The 19,974-nt window shown below is 61.2% G+C and carries 17 protein-coding genes; 8 read left to right on the forward strand and 9 right to left on the reverse strand.

Annotated features, from left to right (window positions below):
* Window positions 1-22: 22 nt before the first annotated feature.
* Together FYJ85_RS00375 and FYJ85_RS00380 are read right to left on the reverse strand one after the other, a co-directional pair.
* Window positions 23-1,006 carry an alcohol dehydrogenase catalytic domain-containing protein gene (locus FYJ85_RS00375; RefSeq protein ID WP_106053053.1) on the reverse strand — a complete coding sequence of 328 codons (984 nt, stop codon included), beginning with the start codon at window positions 1,004-1,006 and terminating at the stop codon, window positions 23-25.
* Window positions 1,007-1,022: 16 nt separating this feature from the next.
* Window positions 1,023-2,120: a Gfo/Idh/MocA family protein gene (locus FYJ85_RS00380; protein WP_106053054.1), complete on the reverse strand. Its 1,098-nt coding sequence runs from the start codon at window positions 2,118-2,120 to the stop codon at window positions 1,023-1,025.
* Between the two features lie 145 nt (window positions 2,121-2,265).
* On the opposite strand from FYJ85_RS00380, the gene FYJ85_RS00385 reads away from it, so the two are divergent.
* On the forward strand, window positions 2,266-3,120 hold the full coding sequence (locus tag FYJ85_RS00385; RefSeq protein ID WP_158703907.1) for an AraC family transcriptional regulator: 855 nt from the start codon (window positions 2,266-2,268) through the stop codon (window positions 3,118-3,120).
* 3 nt (window positions 3,121-3,123) lie between these two features.
* Here the strand turns inward: FYJ85_RS00385 and FYJ85_RS00390 are convergent, their stop codons facing one another.
* A complete protein-coding gene (locus tag FYJ85_RS00390) occupies window positions 3,124-3,624 on the reverse strand; it encodes a hypothetical protein (protein ID WP_154416629.1) in 501 nt (166 codons plus the stop codon).
* Window positions 3,625-4,033: 409 nt separating this feature from the next.
* Here FYJ85_RS00390 and FYJ85_RS00395 point away from each other — a divergent pair, with 409 nt between their 5' ends.
* The 5 genes from FYJ85_RS00395 (at window position 4,034) to FYJ85_RS00415 (ending at window position 10,138) form a co-directional block, all read left to right on the forward strand.
* Window positions 4,034-6,331: an Orn/Lys/Arg family decarboxylase gene (locus FYJ85_RS00395; protein ID WP_154416630.1), complete on the forward strand. Its 2,298-nt coding sequence runs from the start codon at window positions 4,034-4,036 to the stop codon at window positions 6,329-6,331.
* Between the two features lie 23 nt (window positions 6,332-6,354).
* On the forward strand, window positions 6,355-7,788 hold the full coding sequence (locus FYJ85_RS00400) for an amino acid permease (RefSeq protein ID WP_106053059.1): 1,434 nt from the start codon (window positions 6,355-6,357) through the stop codon (window positions 7,786-7,788).
* A 414-nt stretch (window positions 7,789-8,202) separates the two neighbouring features.
* Window positions 8,203-8,502: an RNA recognition motif domain-containing protein gene (locus tag FYJ85_RS00405; RefSeq protein WP_106053060.1), complete on the forward strand. Its 300-nt coding sequence runs from the start codon at window positions 8,203-8,205 to the stop codon at window positions 8,500-8,502.
* A 63-nt stretch (window positions 8,503-8,565) separates the two neighbouring features.
* On the forward strand, window positions 8,566-9,345 hold the full coding sequence (locus FYJ85_RS00410; protein WP_154416631.1) for a lysophospholipid acyltransferase family protein: 780 nt from the start codon (window positions 8,566-8,568) through the stop codon (window positions 9,343-9,345).
* Window positions 9,346-9,460: 115 nt separating this feature from the next.
* Window positions 9,461-10,138, forward strand: a complete 678-nt coding sequence (locus FYJ85_RS00415) for an MgtC/SapB family protein (protein WP_106053062.1) — start codon at window positions 9,461-9,463, stop codon at window positions 10,136-10,138.
* Window positions 10,139-10,147: 9 nt separating this feature from the next.
* On the opposite strand, the gene FYJ85_RS00420 is transcribed toward FYJ85_RS00415, so the two are convergent.
* From FYJ85_RS00420 to FYJ85_RS00430, 3 genes are read right to left on the reverse strand one after another with little or no spacing between them, the layout of a single operon-like run.
* Entirely contained in the window at window positions 10,148-11,812 is a 1,665-nt protein-coding gene (locus FYJ85_RS00420) for a hypothetical protein (RefSeq protein WP_154416632.1), read from the reverse strand.
* A gap of 39 nt (window positions 11,813-11,851) precedes the next feature.
* Complete coding sequence (locus FYJ85_RS00425; protein ID WP_106053064.1) at window positions 11,852-13,375, reverse strand: sigma-54-dependent Fis family transcriptional regulator; 1,524 nt, start codon at window positions 13,373-13,375, stop codon at window positions 11,852-11,854.
* A gap of 31 nt (window positions 13,376-13,406) precedes the next feature.
* A complete protein-coding gene (locus tag FYJ85_RS00430) occupies window positions 13,407-14,597 on the reverse strand; it encodes a pyridoxal phosphate-dependent aminotransferase (RefSeq protein WP_106053065.1) in 1,191 nt (396 codons plus the stop codon).
* Window positions 14,598-14,934: 337 nt separating this feature from the next.
* On the opposite strand from FYJ85_RS00430, the gene FYJ85_RS00435 reads away from it, so the two are divergent.
* Window positions 14,935-15,237, forward strand: coding sequence for a hypothetical protein (locus FYJ85_RS00435; protein ID WP_154416633.1), 303 nt, complete (start codon window positions 14,935-14,937; stop codon window positions 15,235-15,237).
* Window positions 15,238-15,306: 69 nt separating this feature from the next.
* Here FYJ85_RS00435 and groL read toward each other — a convergent pair whose 3' ends face one another.
* From groL to dnaK, 3 genes are all read right to left on the reverse strand, one after another.
* Complete coding sequence (groL, locus tag FYJ85_RS00440) at window positions 15,307-16,941, reverse strand: chaperonin GroEL (RefSeq protein ID WP_154416634.1); 1,635 nt, start codon at window positions 16,939-16,941, stop codon at window positions 15,307-15,309.
* A gap of 60 nt (window positions 16,942-17,001) precedes the next feature.
* Window positions 17,002-17,298: a co-chaperone GroES gene (locus FYJ85_RS00445; RefSeq protein ID WP_106053068.1), complete on the reverse strand. Its 297-nt coding sequence runs from the start codon at window positions 17,296-17,298 to the stop codon at window positions 17,002-17,004.
* Window positions 17,299-17,415: 117 nt separating this feature from the next.
* Window positions 17,416-19,323 carry a molecular chaperone DnaK gene (dnaK, locus tag FYJ85_RS00450; protein WP_106053069.1) on the reverse strand — a complete coding sequence of 636 codons (1,908 nt, stop codon included), beginning with the start codon at window positions 19,321-19,323 and terminating at the stop codon, window positions 17,416-17,418.
* A 318-nt stretch (window positions 19,324-19,641) separates the two neighbouring features.
* Between dnaK and trxA the strand changes: the two genes are divergently transcribed.
* Entirely contained in the window at window positions 19,642-19,956 is a 315-nt protein-coding gene (trxA, locus tag FYJ85_RS00455; RefSeq protein ID WP_154416635.1) for a thioredoxin, read from the forward strand.
* Window positions 19,957-19,974: the final 18 nt, after the last annotated feature.

The following is a 19,974-nucleotide window of genomic DNA, read 5'->3' on the forward strand; positions in this document are numbered from 1 at the left end:
AATGCATTCCGTCATGGAACGGTCAGCACCTGACCGCGCCTTTGATGAAGCCGTCGCGGTGCAGTTCCATGTCCTCGTTGGCCTTGTCGAACTCCTCCATCGAGTAGATATGGTTCGTCACGCCGGTGAACTTCCAGATTCCGCGCGAAAGAAGCATGAGACACCGCTTGCAGAGCCCCGCCTCGTACATGATCCGGCGCTCGTGGCAGTTGATCGTATCCATCGCCTTGAAGTTCCAGAGCTTGTAGTCGATCGTGCGGGGTCCGTCGTTGTGATATCCGCCGATGCCGAGACGGCCGTGCGCGCAGACGAGTTCGCCCGCCAGCTGCAATCCGTCCTGCGTGCCGGTGAATTCCATGACGTGCGGGAAACCGATGCCGAAGATATCGGTCTTGTGGCCGTCGCGGGTCAGGTCCGGCGTGCCGATCGCCTTCCAGTCCAGCCGGTATTCCGCCGGAATCTCTTCCGGAGCAAGCACCTCGGTCGCCCCCATCTTCCGCGCGTTCTCGCGCGCTTCGGGCCGCTTGTCGATCGCGATGATGTCGCCGTAGCCCATCGCCTTGAACAGCGTGATCATGCCGAGCCCCATATAGCCGGCTCCGACCACCGCAACCGGGTCGCCGAGCGTGGTCCACGGCATCTTCATGGCGGCCGAAAGCAGGCAGGCCAGCGGCTCGACGATCGCGTCCTCATCCTTCAAGTTATCCGGCACACGGCAGGTCTTGTCCGGCTCCATGACGATGTACTCCCTGTACCCGCCGCCGCCGAGCCCGGTCACCCGGTCCCCCTCCCGGAACTCCGTCACGTTCCGGCCGCACTTCGCGACGACGCCGACCGTCTCGTGGCCGAAGACCTCGCCCGGGCGGGCGACGGTCCACGGATACCACTCCGAATGGCACATCCCGGTATAAGTGACTTTCACCAGCAGCTGGTCGTCGGTGATCTCCGGAATCGGCACATCGATGATCCTGCTTTTGCGGGGTCCGGCCATCACAATCTGTTTCATGCGTTCAACTCCCTTTTTATAATATGTGGTATGATTCTTTCCCCAGCTCCACCGGACGGCCCGAGGAGGCTGAAAGATAAACCGCGTCGATGAGCCGCATCAGCGTCACCGCCTCGTCAGCCGTGGTGAGCGGCTCCGCCTCCCCGTTCAGGGTGCGGATGAAATTTTCGGGGGCGCGCGTCCGTCCCATATCGTGATCGTGCTGGAAGCGGTAGCTTTTGTCCATCGACACGCCGTTCTTCTGCGCGTAAAGCTCGCAGCTGTTCTGCCCGTTCACGCAGCGGATCCGCACGCCGGTCTTCTTCGCCTGCAGCGCTACGAAGATATCCTCCTCCTTCACAAGCTCGGCCCAGGAGTTGTGGATGCTCAGCACCTGCCCGGTTTTGAAACGGACGAAGCCGTGGCAGGCCGATTCGACATCAGTGGTCCCGGTCGTCGACACGACGCTGCCCCAGCTGCCGTGAAAATCGGGATCGTCCATAAAGTCGTGCGTGGTCTGCGCCAGAACGAATTCCGGTTCCGGGTAGTCCATGAACCAGAGCGCGAGGTCGATCATGTGCAGCAGGTCGATCAGCGGGCCGCCGCCGGAGATCGCCTTCGTGGTGAACCAGCCGCCGAAGCCCGGAATGCCGGTGCGGCGCATCCAGGTCGCCTGCGCCGAATTCACCGTGCCGATCCGGCCGGTCCGGATCTGCCGTTTGACGAACTGCGAATCGAGCCGGGCGCGGTTGTTCAGATTGAACATGAGCCTGAGCTTCTTCTCTTTCGCCTTGTCCGCCATCTCCTTCGTCTCGGCGGCGTTCAGCGCCGGCGGCTTCTCACAGAAAACATGAAGCCCGCGCTCAAGCGCCTCCAGCACGAGCGGACGGTGAAACTTGTTCGGCGTGATGACCGAAACCGCCTGCACCTCCGGCGCCGTGCGCTGCAGCTCCCCGAGCGTTTCCACGACCGGAATCTTCCCGAGCTGACACTTCTCCGCAAATTTCCGGCCCGCCTCGGGGTTCCGGTCCACAATCGCGACGACCTCGGCGCCGGCTTCGTGATAGCCGCGGACGTGGCACTCCGCCATCGCCCCGGCACCGACCAATGCAACTTTTCCGACTTTTTCGCCCATATGATCTCTTCCGCACTTGAATTTTCGTTACATATATTATACCTTCCTGAAAACAACATGACTTCGCAAAAACAATCAAAAAACTATGCGTATTCGATCAAGAAAAGACAATCCGTACCGGACCGAGCAATTTCAGCGGATTCCGGTGGACGACGAGTTCCCGGTGGGCGTTCCGGACTTCAACACGCGGGACGAGCACCCCGACATCGGTCCGCATATCCACGACCTGCTCGAAATCGGCTACTGCTTCGACGGTTCCGGGCTCTTTCTGATCGGAGACAAGATCTTCACCTTCAAAGGGGGAGACGCGGTCGTCATCAATACGCACGAGGTCCACATCGCGCGCGGAAGCCCGGGGGACACGACCAGCTGGGGATTCCTGCACCTCGACCCGGTCCGGCTGCTGGCGGACAACGTCGGCAGCTACTCCGACAGCCTGAAGCTGTCGCAATACTGCGGCGCGGCGTTCAAGAACATCATCGACGGCGACGAACACCCGGAGATCACGAACTGCATCCGCCAGATTCTGGTCGAAGTCCGCGACCGGCCGAAGAACTACCGGGCGATGGTCCGCAGTCTGACCTGGCGGCTCATGCTGCTGCTGAACCGCTATTACAACGTCAACGAAGCGATCGACGCGCTGCAGGATTATCAGGACATCGAACGCATCGTCCCGGCGCTGCGGTTCCTGAACGACAACTACAGCGCCGATGTGGACATGGCGAAGCTCGCGGAGCTGTGCTTCACGAGCGAATCGAATTTCCGCAAGCTGTTTCACCGCGCGATGGGCTGCGCGCCGCAGCCGTATCTGCTGCGGCTGCGGCTCAACGCGGCCTGCACGCTGCTGAAGAATTCGACCACGTCGATCCTCGAAATCGCGCAGCGCTGCGGCTACAACAATCTGTCGAACTTCAACCGGCAGTTCAAGGAGCGCTTCGGGGTCTCACCGCGTGACTACCGCAACGGCAGGCCTGAGCCGCAGCGGCAAGAGCCGGGATAAGATTCAGACGCGGCGGAAACGCGGTTCCACGACCGGATGACGCAGCGGGAAACCGCCCGGAATCCGGTTCCTCGTCCATGCCGGCCGGGCTGCCTCCCCGCTGCCGAGCTCGCCGAAAATCGGGCCGATGGAGGTGCGGCGCACGATCCGGCACGCAACGCGCCGGCCCCGGAAGCGTTCGGGGACGTTCCAGAAGAAAGGCGGCCACAGCCGGGTTCCGAGCGACTCGCCGTCGAAGCTGATCTCCGTGACGAATTCATCGCAGTCAAGGTCGAACCCGGCCGCATCGACCGGAATTTCGAGGATTCCGGACTGAATCACCTCCCCCGCGAAGCCGGAGAGGCCGCGGCCGTCGCCGCGATCCGGCTCCGGAGTTCCGGCGGAATTCTCCACCGGCAACCTGCGCGGCAAGAGCCGGTCGAGAAGCGCAACCGCTTCGTCCACAGATGAAACCGCCTCTCTTCTCCGCTCGAACCGGATGCCGGAGACGGAGCCGCCCAGCACCTCCGGCGCTTCCGGCGAAGGCGCCGCCTCCGAAGCGATCAGCCGTCACGGGCGCTGCGCCCGGACCAGCGCCTCAAGCAGCGGATGCAGCTCGTATTCATCGGCCGGATAACGCACTTCCAGCTCCGGAACCGCCCGAAGCTGCCGGGCGAATGTACATTCAGCACAGAAGGCGCCCTTTTATGATTCGGGGATAAATTCCGGCTGTTTCCGGCACTTTTTTCTTCTTTTTCCTTGACACCGCGGATATCTGTGATATCTGTATCAGGGAAGAGAGAAGAGTTGCGATTCGACAGGTTCTCTGTCATCGAATCAGTGAATGACCGTTCCGCCGGCTGCGGCGGAGCGGTGCGCCTGTCATTGCGGGCCCGGAATGTCCGGCCGCCCGATCAGAAGAGGAGGAGCAGACATGAGAGACGAAAAAAAGCAGTGGCCGGTCCTGCTGGTGTCAGGACAGTTCGGCATGGAGAACGACGACGCGTTCCGCCTGCGCGAGCTGGCCGCCGAACTCGAACAGGCGCAGGAGTGCAGCGTCATCCCGTCCAATTCGTATGAGGACGCGCTTGAGGTTTTCCTGTCGCGCGCCGACCTCGGCTGCGTGATCACCGACTGGGACATCCCGGAAGAGAGCGCCGAGAAAATGTATCCCGAAGCGTTCGTCAAGGTGATTCGGCAGCGCAACCGGACCATTCCGATCGTCCTGCTGACCGACCGGCTCGAAACCGAAAATCTGACCGCCGAAATCCTCGAACAAATCGACAGCTGCCTCTGGAAAACCGCCGACACGATCCCGTTCCTGGCCGGGCGCATCTCGGATCTCGTCGAAACCTATTGCCGGAGCGTTTTTCCGCCGTTCTTCGGCGAACTGGTCAAATATGCCGAAAAATACAAGTACGCCTGGCATACGCCCGGACATCTCGGCGGGCAGGGATTCCTGCGCAGCCCGGCCGGGGTCGCATTCTATAAGTATTTCGGAGAAAACGTGTTCCGGTCCGACTTGTCGATCTCGGTCCCGGAGCTCGGCTCCCTGCTCGATCACGAGGGCGTGGTGCGCGATGCCGAAAGGAACTCCGCGCGCGCCTTCCATGCCGACCAGACCTACTACGTGCTGAACGGCACCTCGACCGTGAACCAGATCGTCTGGCGCAGCCAGGTGCTGCCCGGCGACATCGCGTTCGTCGACCGGAACTGCCACAAATCGCTGAACTATGCGATGGTCATCACCGGGGCGCTCCCGGTCTACATGATCCCGCGCCGGAACAGGCGCGGCATCATCGGCCCGGTCCGGCTGTCGGAGTTCACGCCGGAGTCGATCCGGGCGAAGATCGACGCAAGCACGCTGATCCCGGACGGGCGGAAATCGAATGCGGTCCGGATGTCGGCTCTGACCAACTCGACCTACGACGGCGTCTGCTACAACGTCGTCACCATCAAAAAGCAGCTCGAGCGCAGCGTCGAAAACCTGCATTTCGACGAAGCGTGGTACGCCTACGCCTGTTTCAGCCCGATGTACCGCAACCACTACGGCATGACGCCGGACGAAGTGGAGGCCGGACACCCGCCGATCTTCTGTTCGCAGTCGACCCACAAACTGCTGACCGCCTTCTCGCAGGCCTCCATGCTGCATATCCGGAACGGCGGAACCGTCAGAATCGATCCGGCCGAGTTCAACGAATCGTACATGATGCACGGCTCGACCTCGCCGCAGTACAACATGATCGCCTCGCTCGACGTAGCGACCAGGATGATGCAGGACAACGGGGAAGTCATGATGCAGGACATCATCGGGGAAGCCGTCCAGCTCCGCCGCAAGACCGCGTCGCTCGCCCGTGAATTCGCGGCGAAGGGCGACTGGTTCTTCGACCTGTGGCAGCCGCGCCAGATCACGATCGACGGGCGGCGGATCGACTTCTGCGACGCCCCGGCGGAGTATCTGTCCACCCGTCAGGAGCCGTGGATCATGAGCAGCGCGGACAACTGGCACGGTTTCGAAGGGATCGAGGAAAATTACGTCATGCTCGACCCGATCAAACTGACCTTCACGACGCCCGGCATCGCGGACGACGGCACGATGCAGCCGACCGGCATTCCGGCCTCGATCGTGACCAACTACCTCATCAGCCACAATATCGTCTGCGAAAAGACCGACTACTACTCGTTCCTCATGCTGAACTCGCTCGGCACGACGCGCGCCAAACAGGGCACGCTGCTCGCCGCACTGCTGCAGTTCAAGCGCGACTACGACAACAACACGCCGCTGGAAGAGATCTTCCCGGAGCTCGTCGCGGCGCATCCGGTACAATACGCCGGAACCGGCCTGCGCGACCATGCGCAGCGCATGCACGAGTACCTGAAGAGTCACGACGTGCTCGGCAAGATGCAGGCGGCGTTCGAAGTGATTCCGGACCAGAAGCTGAAACCGGCGGACGCCTATCATGAGGTCGTCCGCCGCAATGTCGAATTCGTTTTCCTCGACGACATGATGAACCGGATTCCGGCGGTCATGATGGTTCCGTATCCGCCCGGAATTCCGATCATCATGGGCGGCGAGATCCTGAATGAAAAGGCGCGGCCGATCTTCGACTATCTGAAAACCCGCGAAGAGTTCGAAAACGAATTCCCGGGCTACGAGGGCGACATCCACGGCGTCGAACGGGAGGCGAAAGACGGCCGAACATGCTTTAAAACCATGTGCATCAAGGCTTAAACCATCCGGAAGAGAGGTGCGTTATGACCAAAGCAAACAAAGGCATGAGCGTGTTCACCATGACCATGCTCACCGTCGCGGCGGTGCTGTCGCTGCGCAATCTGCCGACCCAGGCGGATTTCGGCTACTCCATCATCTTCTACATCACGGCGGCGGCGATCTGCTTCTTCGTCCCCTCGGCGCTCATATCGGCCGAGCTCGCCTCCGGCTGGCCGGAGGACGGCGGCGTCTACCTGTGGGTCAAACAGGCGTTCGGGCCGAAGTGGGGCTTCGTCGCGATCTTCATGCAGTGGGTCGAAAACCTGCCGTGGTTCCCGATGGTGCTGACTTTCGTGGCCGCGGCGCTCGCCTACGCATTCGACATGCCGGGACTCTCCGACAACAAATACTTCGTGTTCGGGGCGATCATCGTCACGCTCTGGCTGTCGACCTGGCTCAACTTTCACGGCATCAAGCTGTCGGCGTTCCTGAGCAGTTCGGGCGCGCTGTTCGGAACCGTGATTCCGGGAATCCTCATCATCCTGCTGGCGATCTGGTATTTTTCGGCGGGCAACGCGCCGGTGATCCGCTTTTCGCCGGGGAAGCTCGTGCCGGCACTCGACAATTTCGGGCAGCTCGTCCTGCTGACGAACATGATGGTCGCCCTCTCCGGCATGGAGATGTCGGGCGTCCACGTGACCGAGATGCGCAATCCGGCCAGGCAGTTTCCGAAGGCGATCTTCATCGCAACCGGACTGGTGATCGTACTTTCGATCCTCGGCGCGCTCGCCATCGCGCTGGTGATTCCTGAGAAGAACATCGGCCTCGCCGCCGGCGTCTGCCAGGCGTTCGACAAGATGTTCACCCTCTTTCACCTGAACTGGCTCACTCCGGTCGTCAGCATCCTGCTGGCCTACGGCGCGCTGACCATGGTCGTAACCTGGGTGCTCGGGCCGTCGAAGGGAATGCTCGAGGTTGCGAAAGAGGGCTACCTGCCGAAATACTGGCAGCAGCGCAACAGGAGCGGCATGCCGACCCGGATTCTGATCCTGCAGGGAGCACTCTCCTCGCTGCTGGCCACCGCCGTGCTGTTCATGCCGACCATCAACGGCGCCTTCATCCTGATGGCGGCGCTGACCGCGCAGCTCTACATGATCATGTACCTGCTGATGTTCGCGGCCGTGATCAAGCTTCGCTATTCGCAGCCGGACAAACCGCGGCCGTACCGGATTCCGGGAGGCCGGACCGGCATCTGGATCGTCGGCGGCATCGCCTTGCTGACCGCGCTGGCGGCGATTCTGGTCGGCTTCATCCCGACGGCCGACGTGCGGGCGAAGGGAGCGGAGGCGAGCTTTCTTTATATCGCCTTCCTGCTCTTCGGCATGGCGTTCTTCGTCACGCTGCCGCTGCTCTGCTATCACTTCTACCTGAAGAAGGATGAGAGAAAGGAAAAAGCGGCGGCGCCTCCCGCCAGGTAAGCGGACAGACGCCCCGGTTCGAATGCCGGGGCGTTTTCTTCCGGCGGCACCACCGCCGGCGAGGAAGCGAAAATAATTTCGATCTTTTATTTAAAAACGCTTGTATTCCTGCTTTCCGGGGATATGTTAACAGAAGTAAGACATCCGGAACACAACATACGATCCGGCAGCTCAAGACGGAGCGGCCGCTTTAAACAGTATGGCCGGGTGTGTGACGAAAGTTCACATTATTTTGGTTTGATCTCCTGATTTTTTTCAGAAATCCTGATTTCTTCGCAGCATTTTTCCTGATGGTCTCTGCACTGATATGCTTTCTCCATTTTCTGTCGGGCAATCCGCAACGTCGATTTCCAAAACTTGTCTATTTTTGTCCCGGGAAAGCCATGCGGTAGCCAATCCGCGAAAGGAAAAACCATGAATATCTATGTGGGAAACATGCCGTTCACCATGTCCGAAGCCCAGCTCAGCGATGCCTTCAGCGCTCACGGCGCCGTCAGCAGCGCCCGGCTCGTCACCGACCGTGACAGCGGCCGCCCGAAGGGGTTCGGCTTTGTCGAAATGGCCGATACAGCCGAGGCCGGCAGCGCCATCGAAGCTCTGAACGGCACCGAATATGACGGCCGCAAACTCGTCGTCAACGAAGCGAGGCCGCGCGAAGAGCGCACCGGCAGCTCCATGCACGGCGGCCGGCGCTCCGGCGGAAACCGCTGGTAAACAGCGAAAGCAAGAAAAGCAGGACCGTCCGAACGGTCCTCTTTTTTTATCAGAACAAAATCCATGTCTCATCTATTTTCAGAAAACAGCTACGATACGCCGGACAACCGGCGCGACCTGCGCTCCCGCCTTCTCCTGAACTGCCGGCTGAACTTTCACCTGCAGATCTGGCAAAACTTCTACCGGATCGGCAGACAAGCGAAAAACGGCCTGCTGAGCCGCGGGGAGCAGATCCGGTTCAGCGAAAAGAACGTCGATATCCTCGAGCGCTGCGGAGCGAAGATCCACCTGCGCGGACTTGAAAACCTCTCCGCCGGAGACGGCCCGTTCGTGCTCGCCGGGAATCATATGAGCGCGGTGGAGAGCCTTGTGCTGAATGCGATCATCTCCCCCCGGCTCGACTTCACCTACGTCATCAAGAGCAACACCTTTTCGGTTCCGTTTCTGCGCCAGGCGATGCGGGCGATGAACGCCATCGGCATCGACCGAAACAATCCGCGCGAGGATCTGCGGACCGTACTGTCGGAGGGGCGCAGGCGCCTCGAAAGCGGCAGTTCCGTCCTGATCTTTCCGGAAGGCGGCCGCCACGCCGAATTCGTTCCGGAGCGGTTCAACTCCATCGCGGTCAAACTGGCCCGCGCCGCCAAAGTCGAACTCCTGCCGTTCGCACTCAAAACCGATTTCCTGCCGCGGGGGAAAATTTTTTCCGACTTCAGCGCGCTGCACCCCGGACGGCACATACACTTTTCCTTCGGGCCTCCGGTCGCGGTCGAAGGCAACGGCCGGGAGGCGCAGGAAAGAATCATCCGTTTCATCCGGGAACAAACCGCCCGCTGGAATTAACTGATTCCGATTCCCCCCGGAACTCCGGAAAAACGGATTCACACGGTTGCATTCTCCGGTTCCCATGGTATATTGATTTGTTTATTACCGGGAAACATGAAAGGAAACAGAGAAAATGGTGACGACTGACCTGACCATCCAATTCATCATCCGGCTGGCGGTGGCCGGCCTTCTCGGAGCGTTGATCGGACTCGACCGGGAATACCGGGCGAAGGAGGCCGGCACCCGGACCCATTTTCTCGTTTCGCTCGGCAGCGCGCTCATCATCATCGTTTCGCAGTGGGGATTCGGCGACGTGGTCGGACATCCCGGCATCGGACTCGACCCGAGCCGCGTCGCGGCGCAGGTGGTCAGCGGCATCGGCTTCATCGGCGCCGGAACGATCATGATGCAGAAACAGTTCGTGCGCGGGCTCACGACCGCCGCCGGACTCTGGGCGACGGCCGGAATCGGCCTGGCCATCGGCGGCGGACTCTATACAGTCGGCATCGCGGCAACCCTGCTGACGCTGATCGGGCTCGAAGCGCTCCGCTACCTGCTGCGGAACTTCCGGAGCAAATGCTCGATCGTCAAATTCGTGACCCGTGACCGCAGCAATCTGATCCGGATCACGAACGAACTGAATTCGAACGGATTCAGCATCCTGACCTACGCCGTCAACAGCGATTGCGCGGGGGAGTGCGAACGCCTCCGCGTGACGATGAACATCCGCGAAAAACTGCACAACGACGAAAATCAGCTGACCATCTTCATGCAGCAGTTCGAGGGGATCGAGATCGAAAAAATCGAGTGACCGCCTGAATCAGTCGTACGTACAGGCAAACGCGCTCTGCGAAACCTCGAGTTCCCCCCACCGCACCCGATACATGCGGCCGTCCTCCAGCAGAACCGGACCGGCGCTTGCGGCAGCCGCCTCCGCCGGCAGGATTTCGACGCCGCCGCCGGCGACGGTTTTCAAAGCTTCGTCAAAAACAAGCCGTTTTTCGGGGCCTTCGTAAAGAACCGCCTCAACCCAGACCCGGTCGGCGTCACGGCCCCCCTGCCAGCGAACCGGATTTCCGGCGAAGCTGCCGGGCAGCCCGTGGATGACCGCCCTGAATGCGCCGGCCGCCAGAATATGCCCGTCGATGAGTTCCGCGCAATCCGCCGCAAGCTCGAACCGCAGCGCCAGCTTCGAGAAGCCGAAAGCGCCGTCCGCCGGACGGCCGAGACCGATATGCCAGTCGCCGCGGTCGGTCAGCATGCTGACGGCGAAAACCGCCCGGTTCTTCGACTGCGCGATCCGGATGCCCGCCGAGGAGAAATCGAGTCCGTCCTTCAGGAAACGCATGCGGAACATGGCCGGGCGCCCTTCCCCCGCCGGCCAGTAGCCGAGCATCGGGCGGCGCTGCGTCCAGAAACATTCGCGGTTGATCGAACCGAAAATGAGCTCCGGCGTCACATAGGTCGTCCCGATGAAATTCATGGCCGGATCGGACCGTCTGACGAAACGCTGCACGATCTCGCGCTCCGGCTCCGCCACGGCCGCGAAACGGCCGCGCAGCTCCTCCGGACACGGCAGATGGCGGACGCCGTCGTAGGTGAACGACAACAGCCCGGCCTCCTTCGCCTCCGGCACGGCCCGGCGGATCGGCACACCGGCCGCTTCGCTCAGGAACGCAACCGTGTTCGCCGAAAGATATTCGGCATACGCGCGCGACTGCGGGCCGCCGAGCTGCCCGGTAGCCGGGTGGAACTGCTTTGCGAGCTCTCCCCAGATGAAAGCATGGAGTTTCCGGGCGGCGTCGATCAGCCTCCGGTTCCCGCCGACCAGCTGGAGGATGCGCTCCGTCTCATGCAGGGCGACGAAGCTGTAGGTCGGACTGTTGTACTCGTTGAGTCCGCCCTGCTCTTCCGTGTAGGCCAGAAATGTTTCGAGCCGCCGCGCCGCATACTCCGACAGAAGCGGATTGTTCAACACCTCGCCCGCACAGCCGGTCACCGCCGCTCCCATGATCGCGATATTCGTGTAACCCGGCCGGACATTGCGCCGGAAAATCGACCAGGCGGCCCGCTCAAGCGCCGCGGTGATCTCAGCGGTCAGGCCGTCCCCGAGCCGGTCGCGGTGCTCCTTGAGCATATGGCAGAGCGCGGCGCCGATGAAATCGGCCCAGTTCCAGTCCGGCGGCGCCATCATCGGCACCGGTTCCTCGCAGTTCCACGGCCAGATGCCGAAAGCCGGGTCATACGGATCGGTCACCTGAAGCGCCAGGATGTTCCGGATCACCGCTGCCGCGCGGTCGCGGTACGCTTCGTCGCCGAGCTCGAGCAGCGCCAGCGCATAGTAGATGTTCGTGCGGGTCGAATGCACCCACGTGCCGGATGGAATCCGGCTGTGGTAGCCCGGCGAATTGAACACGCCGCCGAGCAGGTTCAGTTCGGGGTTGAAATTCGGCTCCTGCGATTCCACCTGTTCCCGGAGATTCATGCCGTATTGCCTTTCTGTAACTGCCGCCCTTCCCCGTCCTTACCGATATGCGGCGGGGTCGAGACCGAGCTTTCTGATTTTATAATGGATGATGCGAATTGTCAGGTTCAGGGAGCGGGCGGCGGCGGCGACATTGCCGCGGTGCGCCTTCAGCGCCTCGTCGAGCATTTCGCGCTCGAACGCCTCGACCCGGGCTGTGAAGTCCCCGAACACCGGCGCGCGCGGCCCGGCCGGCCGGACGCCCTGAAGCGCGGCGGGCAGGCAGAAAGTGTGGATCGTGTCGTCCGTCGCCGACAGTACCGCGCGCTCCATGCAGTTTTCGAGCTCCCGGATATTGCCGGGCCAGGCGTAATCGACCATCAGATTCATGGCCGGCGCCGAAATGCGCCGGACCCGGCGGTGATGCAGTTTGCTGAACTTCTCGCGGAAATGTTCGGCCAGCAGCGGGATATCCGACCGCCGTTCCGCCAGGTCCGGCAGCACGATCGGAAACACGTTGAGCCGGTAATACAGATCCTCCCGGAACAACCCCTGCTCCATAAGTTTCTCGAGATTCCGGCTGGTCGCGGCGATGATGCGGACATCGGCGGAGAGCTCCTCGTTGCCGCCGACCCGCTGGAACGTGCGCTCCTGCAGGAACCGCAGCAGCTTGACCTGCACCTGCGGACCGACGTCGCCGATTTCGTCGAGAAACAGCGTTCCGGAAGACGCCGCCTCGACCCGCCCGATGCGGCGGTTCACCGCCCCGGTGAAAGCGCCCTTCTCATGGCCGAAAAGCTCGCTCTCGATCAGGTTTTCCGGCAGGGCCGCCGAATTGACCACGACGAACGGCTTGTCGCGGCGGTCGCCGGAGCGCTGAAGCGCCCGGGCCAGCAGTTCCTTGCCGGTCCCCGAAGCACCGCGGATCAGTACAGTCGCGCTGCTCGAGGCGACCTGCCGGATCATCGTATAAACCCGCCGCATCGCCTGACAGTTGCCGATGATTTCAGAGGGACCCGAAATGCGGTCAAGCTCCTCCTTGAGCCGCTCGTTCTCCTCGATGAGCCGGGAACGCTCCTCGTGCTCGGAGAGTCCGAGCGAAATCGCCTCGGCCGTCAGATTCGCAACGATTTCGAGCAGATTGAAATCGCGTTCCAGGTCCGCGCCGTCGACCATCTCGCGGTCGATGCTCAAGGTGCCGATGACTTCGTCCAGATGGATGATCGGCACGCAGATGAAAGCGACGTGCGAATCGCGGCCGCGCGCGCCGGTGCGGTCGAGGAACTCCGGCTCCAGCGAAACGTCCGGAATGATCCGGGGGCGGCCAGAGAGCGCGACCTGCCCGGTGATCCCCTCGCCGAGCCGGTAGCGCCCGCGCTTCTTCGCCTCCTCGGAGAGCCCGTGCGAAGCCTCGATGAACAGCAGGTCGCCGCGCCGCAGCGTCACCGTGCCGCGCAGCAGCCCCATCTCGCGGTAGAGAATCTCGAGCACCCAGCGCAGCAGCGCCGAGACATCCTTCTCGCGCAGCACGGCCTGGCTGATCTGGTTCAGCACTGCTATTTCGAGATTCTTGCCGCGGTTCATGCCAAAACTTCCCCGGAGCCGGAGCGACGGATTATCCGAGTTTCGCAACCGCGTTTTTGACGCCCTGCCGCGCCCCTTCGATCACCTTCGTATCGACGCAGAACGCGAAACGCACGTAGCCGGGGCAGCCGAACCCGCGGCCGGGCACTGCCAGAACGCGCTCCTCGAGCAGCGCCTGAATGAACGCTCCCTCGTCCGCCGTCGGCGATTTCGGGAAAAAGTAGAAGGCGCCGCGCGGCATCGTAAACTCGATCCCGGCGTCGGAGAGGATGCTCGCCATCGCATCGCGCCGCTCGCGGTAGATGTCCAGGTCGACCTGGGAATCCATACACTCCATCAGGATCTGCTGCGCGAGCGCCGGAGCGTTCACGAAGCCGAGAATCCGGTTGCAGAGAATGAGCGCCGCCATAAGCTCCGCGGCATCCTCAAGCCGCGGTGAAACCGCGATATAGCCGAGCCGCTCCCCGGCCAGCGAAAGGTTCTTCGAATAAGAACCGATCACGACACCGTGCGGAAACACTTCAAGCGCCCCGGGCAGTTCGACGCCGTCGAAATTCAAAAAACGGTACGGTTCGTCCGACACGACGTAGATCACGCGCCCGAACTTCTTCTCGGCGGCGGCGAGAATTTCCGCCAGCCGGGTCAGCTCGGCCCGGCTGTAAATCTGGCCGGTCGGATTGTTCGGAGTATTGATGATGACCGCCCGGGTTTTCGCGGTGATCGCCTTCTCGATGCCGTCGAGATCCAGCTCGAAGGTGAACTCCTTCGATTTGACCGGAACGAGTCTGCCGCCCGCGTTGGCCGCGTAAAAGCCGTACTCGACGAAATACGGCGCCGGGCAGATGACCTCATCCCCGGCCGAGAGCACGGCGCGGAAAAACACATTGATGCCGCCCGCGGCGCCGCAGGTCATGATGACGTTGCTCTCCGGAATCTCAATCTTCTGCTCCTTCGACAGATAACCGGCCAGCTTCTTCCGCAGCGCCGGATATCCGGCGTTCGGCATATAGCCGATCGCGAACGGGCGGTCGGCCCGCCCGGCGATTCCGGCCAGCGCCTGCTTCACGGCCGGCGGCGGCGGCAGGTCGGGATTGCCGATGCTGAAGTCGTAAACATTCTCCTCGCCGTACTGCTTTTTGAGCTCGAGTCCGGCCTCAAACATCTTCCGAATCCAGGAACCGTTCGAAAGATATCCCCTGATTTCATCGGTGATCAGCTGCATATGTCGTAAAACTCCTTCCAAATTTCCTTATAATTTACCACAGACCGGAGACTCCTGCAAGGCGGGGTTGACAAAATTGTCACAAATACAACGAATCCGGTCACGAAAGAAGAACGGCAACTTTTCGGGAAAACCTTGACAATGCCTTTCTCGCAGGTGCGAGTACGGCGGAGCCGCATGAAACATCGGAGACGGGCACGATACACAGTGTCGGGCACGGTCTTTTCAGTGAGCGGAGCCCCCGAAAAGTACCCGGAATTTTCGGGCGGCAAGCCCGAAAGAGCCGAGGCCGGTGACCGAAGATAAAGCAACTTTTCGGAGGAGGAAAGGAGATGGTATGGCGGAACGCAAATTCGTAAATCCGGACGAACGTCCGGCCGATGCGGTGGAGAAGGCCCTGCTGAAGCGGGCGCTCGGCTTCACGCACAAGGAGGTACAGACCGAGGAGATGTTCGACAAAGAGACCGGCGAGGTACTCTCGACCGGCAAACGCCGGGTGGTCTCGAAGGAGGTGCTGCCGGATGTGCGCGCCCTTCTCTTCTGGCTCAAGAACCGGCGCCCGGCGCGCTGGCGCGAGCGGATCGAACCGCCGGGCGACACCCCGGAATTCGAATTCGACGAAGACGACGAAAAGCTCTGATCCACAAAAAAACGCGCCTCCGGGAAACCGGAGACGCGTTTTGCTTCATTCGGCCGGAGCCGGCATGAATTACATCATGCCGCCCATGCCTCCCATGCCGCCCATGCCGCCGCCGGCGGGCATCGCGGGCTCTTTCTCTTCCTTGATGTCGGTGATCAGGCACTCGGTCGTCAGCAGCAAACTGGCCACGGAGGACGCATTCTGCAGCGCCGAACGGGTCACCTTCGCCGGATCGAGGATGCCGGCCTTGATCATGTCGACGTATTCGCCGGTCGCGACGTTGAAGCCCATGTTGCCCTTGTCTTCCTTGACGCGCTCGACAACGACGCTGCCCTCGTAGCCGCCGTTCGCGGCGAGCTGGCGGAGCGGCTCTTCGACCGCGCGCTCGACAATCGCGGCGCCGGTCGCTTCGTCGCCGGAGAGCTTCAGCTTCTTGATCGCACTCGCGGCGCGGACCAACGCAACGCCGCCGCCGGCGACGATGCCTTCCTCAACCGCGGCGCGGGTCGCATGCAGCGCATCGTCGACGCGGTCTTTCTTCTCCTTCATCTCGACCTCGGTCGCGGCACCGACGCTGATGACGGCGACGCCGCCGGCCAGCTTCGCAAGACGTTCCTGGAGCTTTTCGCGGTCGTAATCGCTGGTGGTCTCCTCGATCTCGCGGCGGATCTGAGCAACGCGGCCCATGATCGCCTTCTGGGTGCCGGCGCCTTCGACGATGGTGGTATTCTCCTTCGTGACGGTGACGCGTTTGGCCTTGCCGAGCTGCGAAACGGTCACGTTCTCAAGCTTGATGCCGAGGTCTTCGGTCACACAGGTGCCGCCGGTCAGAACCGCGATATCCTGCAGCATGGCCTTGCGGCGGTCGCCGAAGCCCGGCGCCTTGACCGCGCAGACCTTCAGGATGCCGCGCATGCTGTTGATCACGAGGGTCGCCAGCGCTTCGCCTTCGACGTCCTCCGCGATGATCAGCAGCGGCTTGCCTTCCTTCGCGACGGCCTGCAGCAGCGGCAGCATGTCGTTCAGGTTGCTGATTTTCTTCTCATGGATCAGGATGTAGGCATCCTCGAGGACCGCTTCCATCGATTCGGTGTTGGTCGCGAAATACGGCGACAGGTAGCCCTTGTCGAACTGCATACCTTCGACGACGTCGAGGGTGGTTTCGAGGGTCTTGGCCTCTTCGACGGTGATCGTGCCTTCCTGGCCGACCTTGTCCATCGCCTCGGCGATGATCTTGCCGATCGTCGAATCGCCGTTGGCGGAGATCGTCGCGACCTGCGCGATCTGGTCATGCACGCCGACGCTCATCTTCGCAACTTCGGCGACGACCGCTTCGACCGCCTTCTCAATGCCGCGCTTGAGTTCCATCGGGTTCGACCCGGCGGTGACGTTCTTCAGCCCTTCGCGATAGATCGCCTCGGCCAGAACGGTCGCGGTGGTCGTGCCGTCGCCGGCGACGTCGTTGGTCTTGCTGGCGACTTCCTTGACCATCTGGGCGCCCATGTTCGCATACGGGCACTTCAGTTCGATCTCCTTCGCGACGGTCACGCCGTCCTTCGTGATGGCGGGGGTGCCGAATTTCTTGTCGATGATGACATTGCGGCCCTTCGGACCGAGCGTCGCCTTGACCGCCTTGCTCAGCAAAGTCACGCCTTCGAGAATCCCGCGACGGGCCTCTTCCGAAAAAACAAGCTGTTTAGCCATAATACCGGTTAATCTCCTGAATTGTTTGTTTTATTGTCAGAAAGTGAAATCAAAGCGGGATTACCCGACCACCGCGAGGATATCGTCCTGATTGACGACCTTGTACTCCTTGCCGTCGACTTTGACTTCGGTCCCGCCGTAACGGCTGGTAAGGACGATATCGCCGACCTTCACGTCGAACGGGATCTTCTTGCCGTTGTCATCATTCTTGCCGGTGCCGAGCGCCACAACCTGGTATTCCTGCGGCTTCTCCTTGGCGGTATCCGGAATGAGGATGCCGCCCTTCATCTCGTCCTTGCACTCGCAGATCTCCAAGAGGACACGATCGCCAAGCGGCTTGATGTTGACTTTTGCCATTTCCGACTCTCCTTTTTGTTGTTTGTTGGAACGAAAACCTGTTTTTCTGCTTTTCAAAACAAACCCCTCCGCCCGGCGGCATTTCCGCCGCCGGAGCAAAGAGTGTCTGCCGTACCGTTATTCGACGACTTCGGCGTCGACCACGCCTTCGTCATCGTCCGACTTCTTCGAGCTGCCCGCACCGGCATCGGCGGACGGACCGGCCGCGCCCTGCTGCTGTTGCTGCTGCTGCGAAGCGTAGACCGCCTCGCCGATCTTCTGCAGCAGAGCTTCGAGCTCTTCCATCGCAGCCTTCATACCCGGAACGTTCTCGGACTCGATCTCCTTCTTCAGCTTGGAGACGGCCGTTTCGATCTGGCTCTTGACCTCCGCCGGAATCTTGTCGGCGTGCTCCTTGAGCTGCTTCTCGGTCTGATAGACCATCGAATCGGCGTGGTTCTTCGTCTCGATCTTGTCCTTCGCCGCCTTGTCGTCCTCGGCGTGCGCCTTGGCTTCGTTGACCATGCGGTCGACTTCGGCCTCGGAGAGACCGCTCGAAGCGGTGATCGTGATCTTCTGCTCCTTGCCGGTGCCCATATCCTTCGCGGTCACGTGCAGAATGCCGTTCGCGTCGATGTCGAAGGTGACTTCGATCTGCGGCACACCGCGCGGCGCCGGAGCAATGCCGTCGAGCTTGAAGAGCCCGAGCGACTTATTGTCCTTCGCAAGCTCACGCTCGCCCTGCAGGACCCGGACGTCCACCGCCGGCTGGTTGTCGGCCGCGGTGCTGAAGATCTGGCTCTTCTTGGTCGGGATCGTCGTATTGCGCTCGATGAGCTTGGTCATCACGCCGCCCATCGTTTCGATGCCGAGCGAAAGCGGGGTCACGTCGAGCAGCAGCACGTCGTTGACTTCACCGCCGAGCACGCCGCCCTGAATCGCGGCGCCGGCCGCAACCACTTCGTCCGGGTTCACGCCCTTGTGCGGTTCGCGGTCGAAGATGTTCTTCGCCTCTTCCTGGACCTTCGGCATACGGGTCATGCCGCCGACGAGGATGACCTCCTTGATCTTGTCCTTCGTCACGTCCGCATCGTGCATGCAGTTCACGCACGGCTTCTTCGTGCGTTCGAGCAGCGGGTCGCAGAGCTTTTCGAGCTGGGCGCGGGTCAGGGTGATGTTCATATGCACCGGGCCGTCCTGATTCATCGTGATGAACGGCAGATTGATGTCGGTGCTCATGCTGCTGGAGAGCTCGCACTTCGCCTTTTCCGCGGCTTCCTTCAGACGCTGAAGCGCCTGCGGATCCTTGCGGAGGTCGACGCCGTTCTCCTTCTGGAACTCATCGGCCAGGTAGCTGATGATCGCCAGGTCGAAGTCATCGCCGCCGAGGTGGGTGTCGCCGTTGGTCGCCTTCACCTCGAAAACGCCGTCGCCGATTTCGAGAATGGAGATATCGAACGTGCCGCCGCCGAGGTCGTAGACCGCAACGGTTTCATCGCTCTTCTTCTCAAGGCCGTAAGCCAGCGCGGCCGCGGTCGGCTCGTTGATGATGCGGAGCACTTCGAGACCCGCGATCTTGCCGGCGTCCTTGGTCGCCTGCCGCTGGCTGTCGTTGAAGTAGGCCGGGACGGTGATGACCGCCTGGGTGATCGGCTCGCCGAGATAGGCTTCCGCATCGGTCTTGAGCTTCTGCAGAATCATCGCGGAGATTTCCGGCGGGGAATAGATCTTGTCGCCCACCTGAACGGCCGCGTCGCCGTTCGGAGCCTCGACGATCTCGTACGGGACGAGCTCGCGCTCACGGGCGGTTTCGCTGAATTTGCGCCCCATCAGGCGCTTGATCGAAAAAATCGTGTTTTTCGGGTTGGTGACCGCCTGCCGTTTCGCAGTCTGGCCGACCAGACGCTCGCCGCTCTTCGTGAAAGCGACGATCGACGGAGTCGTGCGGTTGCCTTCCGCATTCGGGATAATCTTGTACTCGCCGTGGTCCATGACAGCCATGCAGCTGTTCGTGGTTCCGAGGTCAACACCTAAAATCTTACTCATAATCAATCCTCCTTGCGTATAGTGATCAATTTGTCATTCCAAAATCATGCCAGTAATCTCAGCAAAGGGCGTGCCAACCCGGAAAATTCCCCTCAAAACGGAAGAAAACGCGCTTTTTGCCGGATTCGCCGCCCCGGATGGCACACTTTGCCGCGTCATTTTGTCCCACCTGCGACAATCTGACCCGCCCGCAGGTTCCGGCCTCGCCCTTCCGCAAAAAAACGGAATTTTTCATTTTGATTTCCGGCAATTCGTGCTATATTCACTGGTATGGACCCTTCACCGGGAACAAACGCTTAAGAGAAGGAGAAAGCGAAAATGGCTGAAATCAAAGAATTGAATGCGGCGAATTTTGACGAAACCGTAAAATCCGGCGTGGTGCTGGTCGACTTCTGGGCTCCGTGGTGCAATCCGTGCCGGATGCTCGGGGGCATTCTCGAACAGGTCGCGGCCGAGCTTCCGGCCGATGTGACGATCGGCAAGGTCAATATCGACGAAAACCGCGACCTCGCCGTCAAGTTCGAGGTCATGAACATTCCGCGCATCTTCATCTACAAAGACGGTAAAATCGTCAACGACATGTCCGGCGTGCAGAGCAAGCCGAAGCTGCTCGATGCGCTGAAGAACGCGTAGGCTGTTCCGGGCAAGACA

Origin of the sequence: Victivallis lenta (assembly GCF_009695545.1) — a bacterium.
Taxonomy (GTDB): Bacteria; Verrucomicrobiota; Lentisphaeria; order Victivallales; family Victivallaceae; genus Victivallis; species Victivallis lenta.

What these genes read in the sequence shown, in the direction of transcription:
- FYJ85_RS00375 (WP_106053053.1), bottom strand. Translation starts at nt 1,006, where the DNA reads ATGAAACAGATTGTGATGGCCGGACCCCGCAAAAGCAGGATCATCGAT.
- FYJ85_RS00435 (WP_154416633.1), top strand. Translation starts at nt 14,935, where the DNA reads ATGGCGGAACGCAAATTCGTAAATCCGGACGAACGTCCGGCCGATGCG.
- FYJ85_RS00420 (WP_154416632.1), bottom strand. Translation starts at nt 11,812, where the DNA reads ATGAATCTCCGGGAACAGGTGGAATCGCAGGAGCCGAATTTCAACCCC.
- FYJ85_RS00400 (WP_106053059.1), top strand. Translation starts at nt 6,355, where the DNA reads ATGACCAAAGCAAACAAAGGCATGAGCGTGTTCACCATGACCATGCTC.
- groL (WP_154416634.1), bottom strand. Translation starts at nt 16,941, where the DNA reads ATGGCTAAACAGCTTGTTTTTTCGGAAGAGGCCCGTCGCGGGATTCTC.
- FYJ85_RS00395 (WP_154416630.1), top strand. Translation starts at nt 4,034, where the DNA reads ATGAGAGACGAAAAAAAGCAGTGGCCGGTCCTGCTGGTGTCAGGACAG.
- FYJ85_RS00430 (WP_106053065.1), bottom strand. Translation starts at nt 14,597, where the DNA reads ATGCAGCTGATCACCGATGAAATCAGGGGATATCTTTCGAACGGTTCC.
- FYJ85_RS00410 (WP_154416631.1), top strand. Translation starts at nt 8,566, where the DNA reads ATGTCTCATCTATTTTCAGAAAACAGCTACGATACGCCGGACAACCGG.
- FYJ85_RS00415 (WP_106053062.1), top strand. Translation starts at nt 9,461, where the DNA reads ATGGTGACGACTGACCTGACCATCCAATTCATCATCCGGCTGGCGGTG.
- FYJ85_RS00380 (WP_106053054.1), bottom strand. Translation starts at nt 2,120, where the DNA reads ATGGGCGAAAAAGTCGGAAAAGTTGCATTGGTCGGTGCCGGGGCGATG.
- FYJ85_RS00425 (WP_106053064.1), bottom strand. Translation starts at nt 13,375, where the DNA reads ATGAACCGCGGCAAGAATCTCGAAATAGCAGTGCTGAACCAGATCAGC.
- trxA (WP_154416635.1), top strand. Translation starts at nt 19,642, where the DNA reads ATGGCTGAAATCAAAGAATTGAATGCGGCGAATTTTGACGAAACCGTA.
- dnaK (WP_106053069.1), bottom strand. Translation starts at nt 19,323, where the DNA reads ATGAGTAAGATTTTAGGTGTTGACCTCGGAACCACGAACAGCTGCATG.
- FYJ85_RS00445 (WP_106053068.1), bottom strand. Translation starts at nt 17,298, where the DNA reads ATGGCAAAAGTCAACATCAAGCCGCTTGGCGATCGTGTCCTCTTGGAG.
- FYJ85_RS00405 (WP_106053060.1), top strand. Translation starts at nt 8,203, where the DNA reads ATGAATATCTATGTGGGAAACATGCCGTTCACCATGTCCGAAGCCCAG.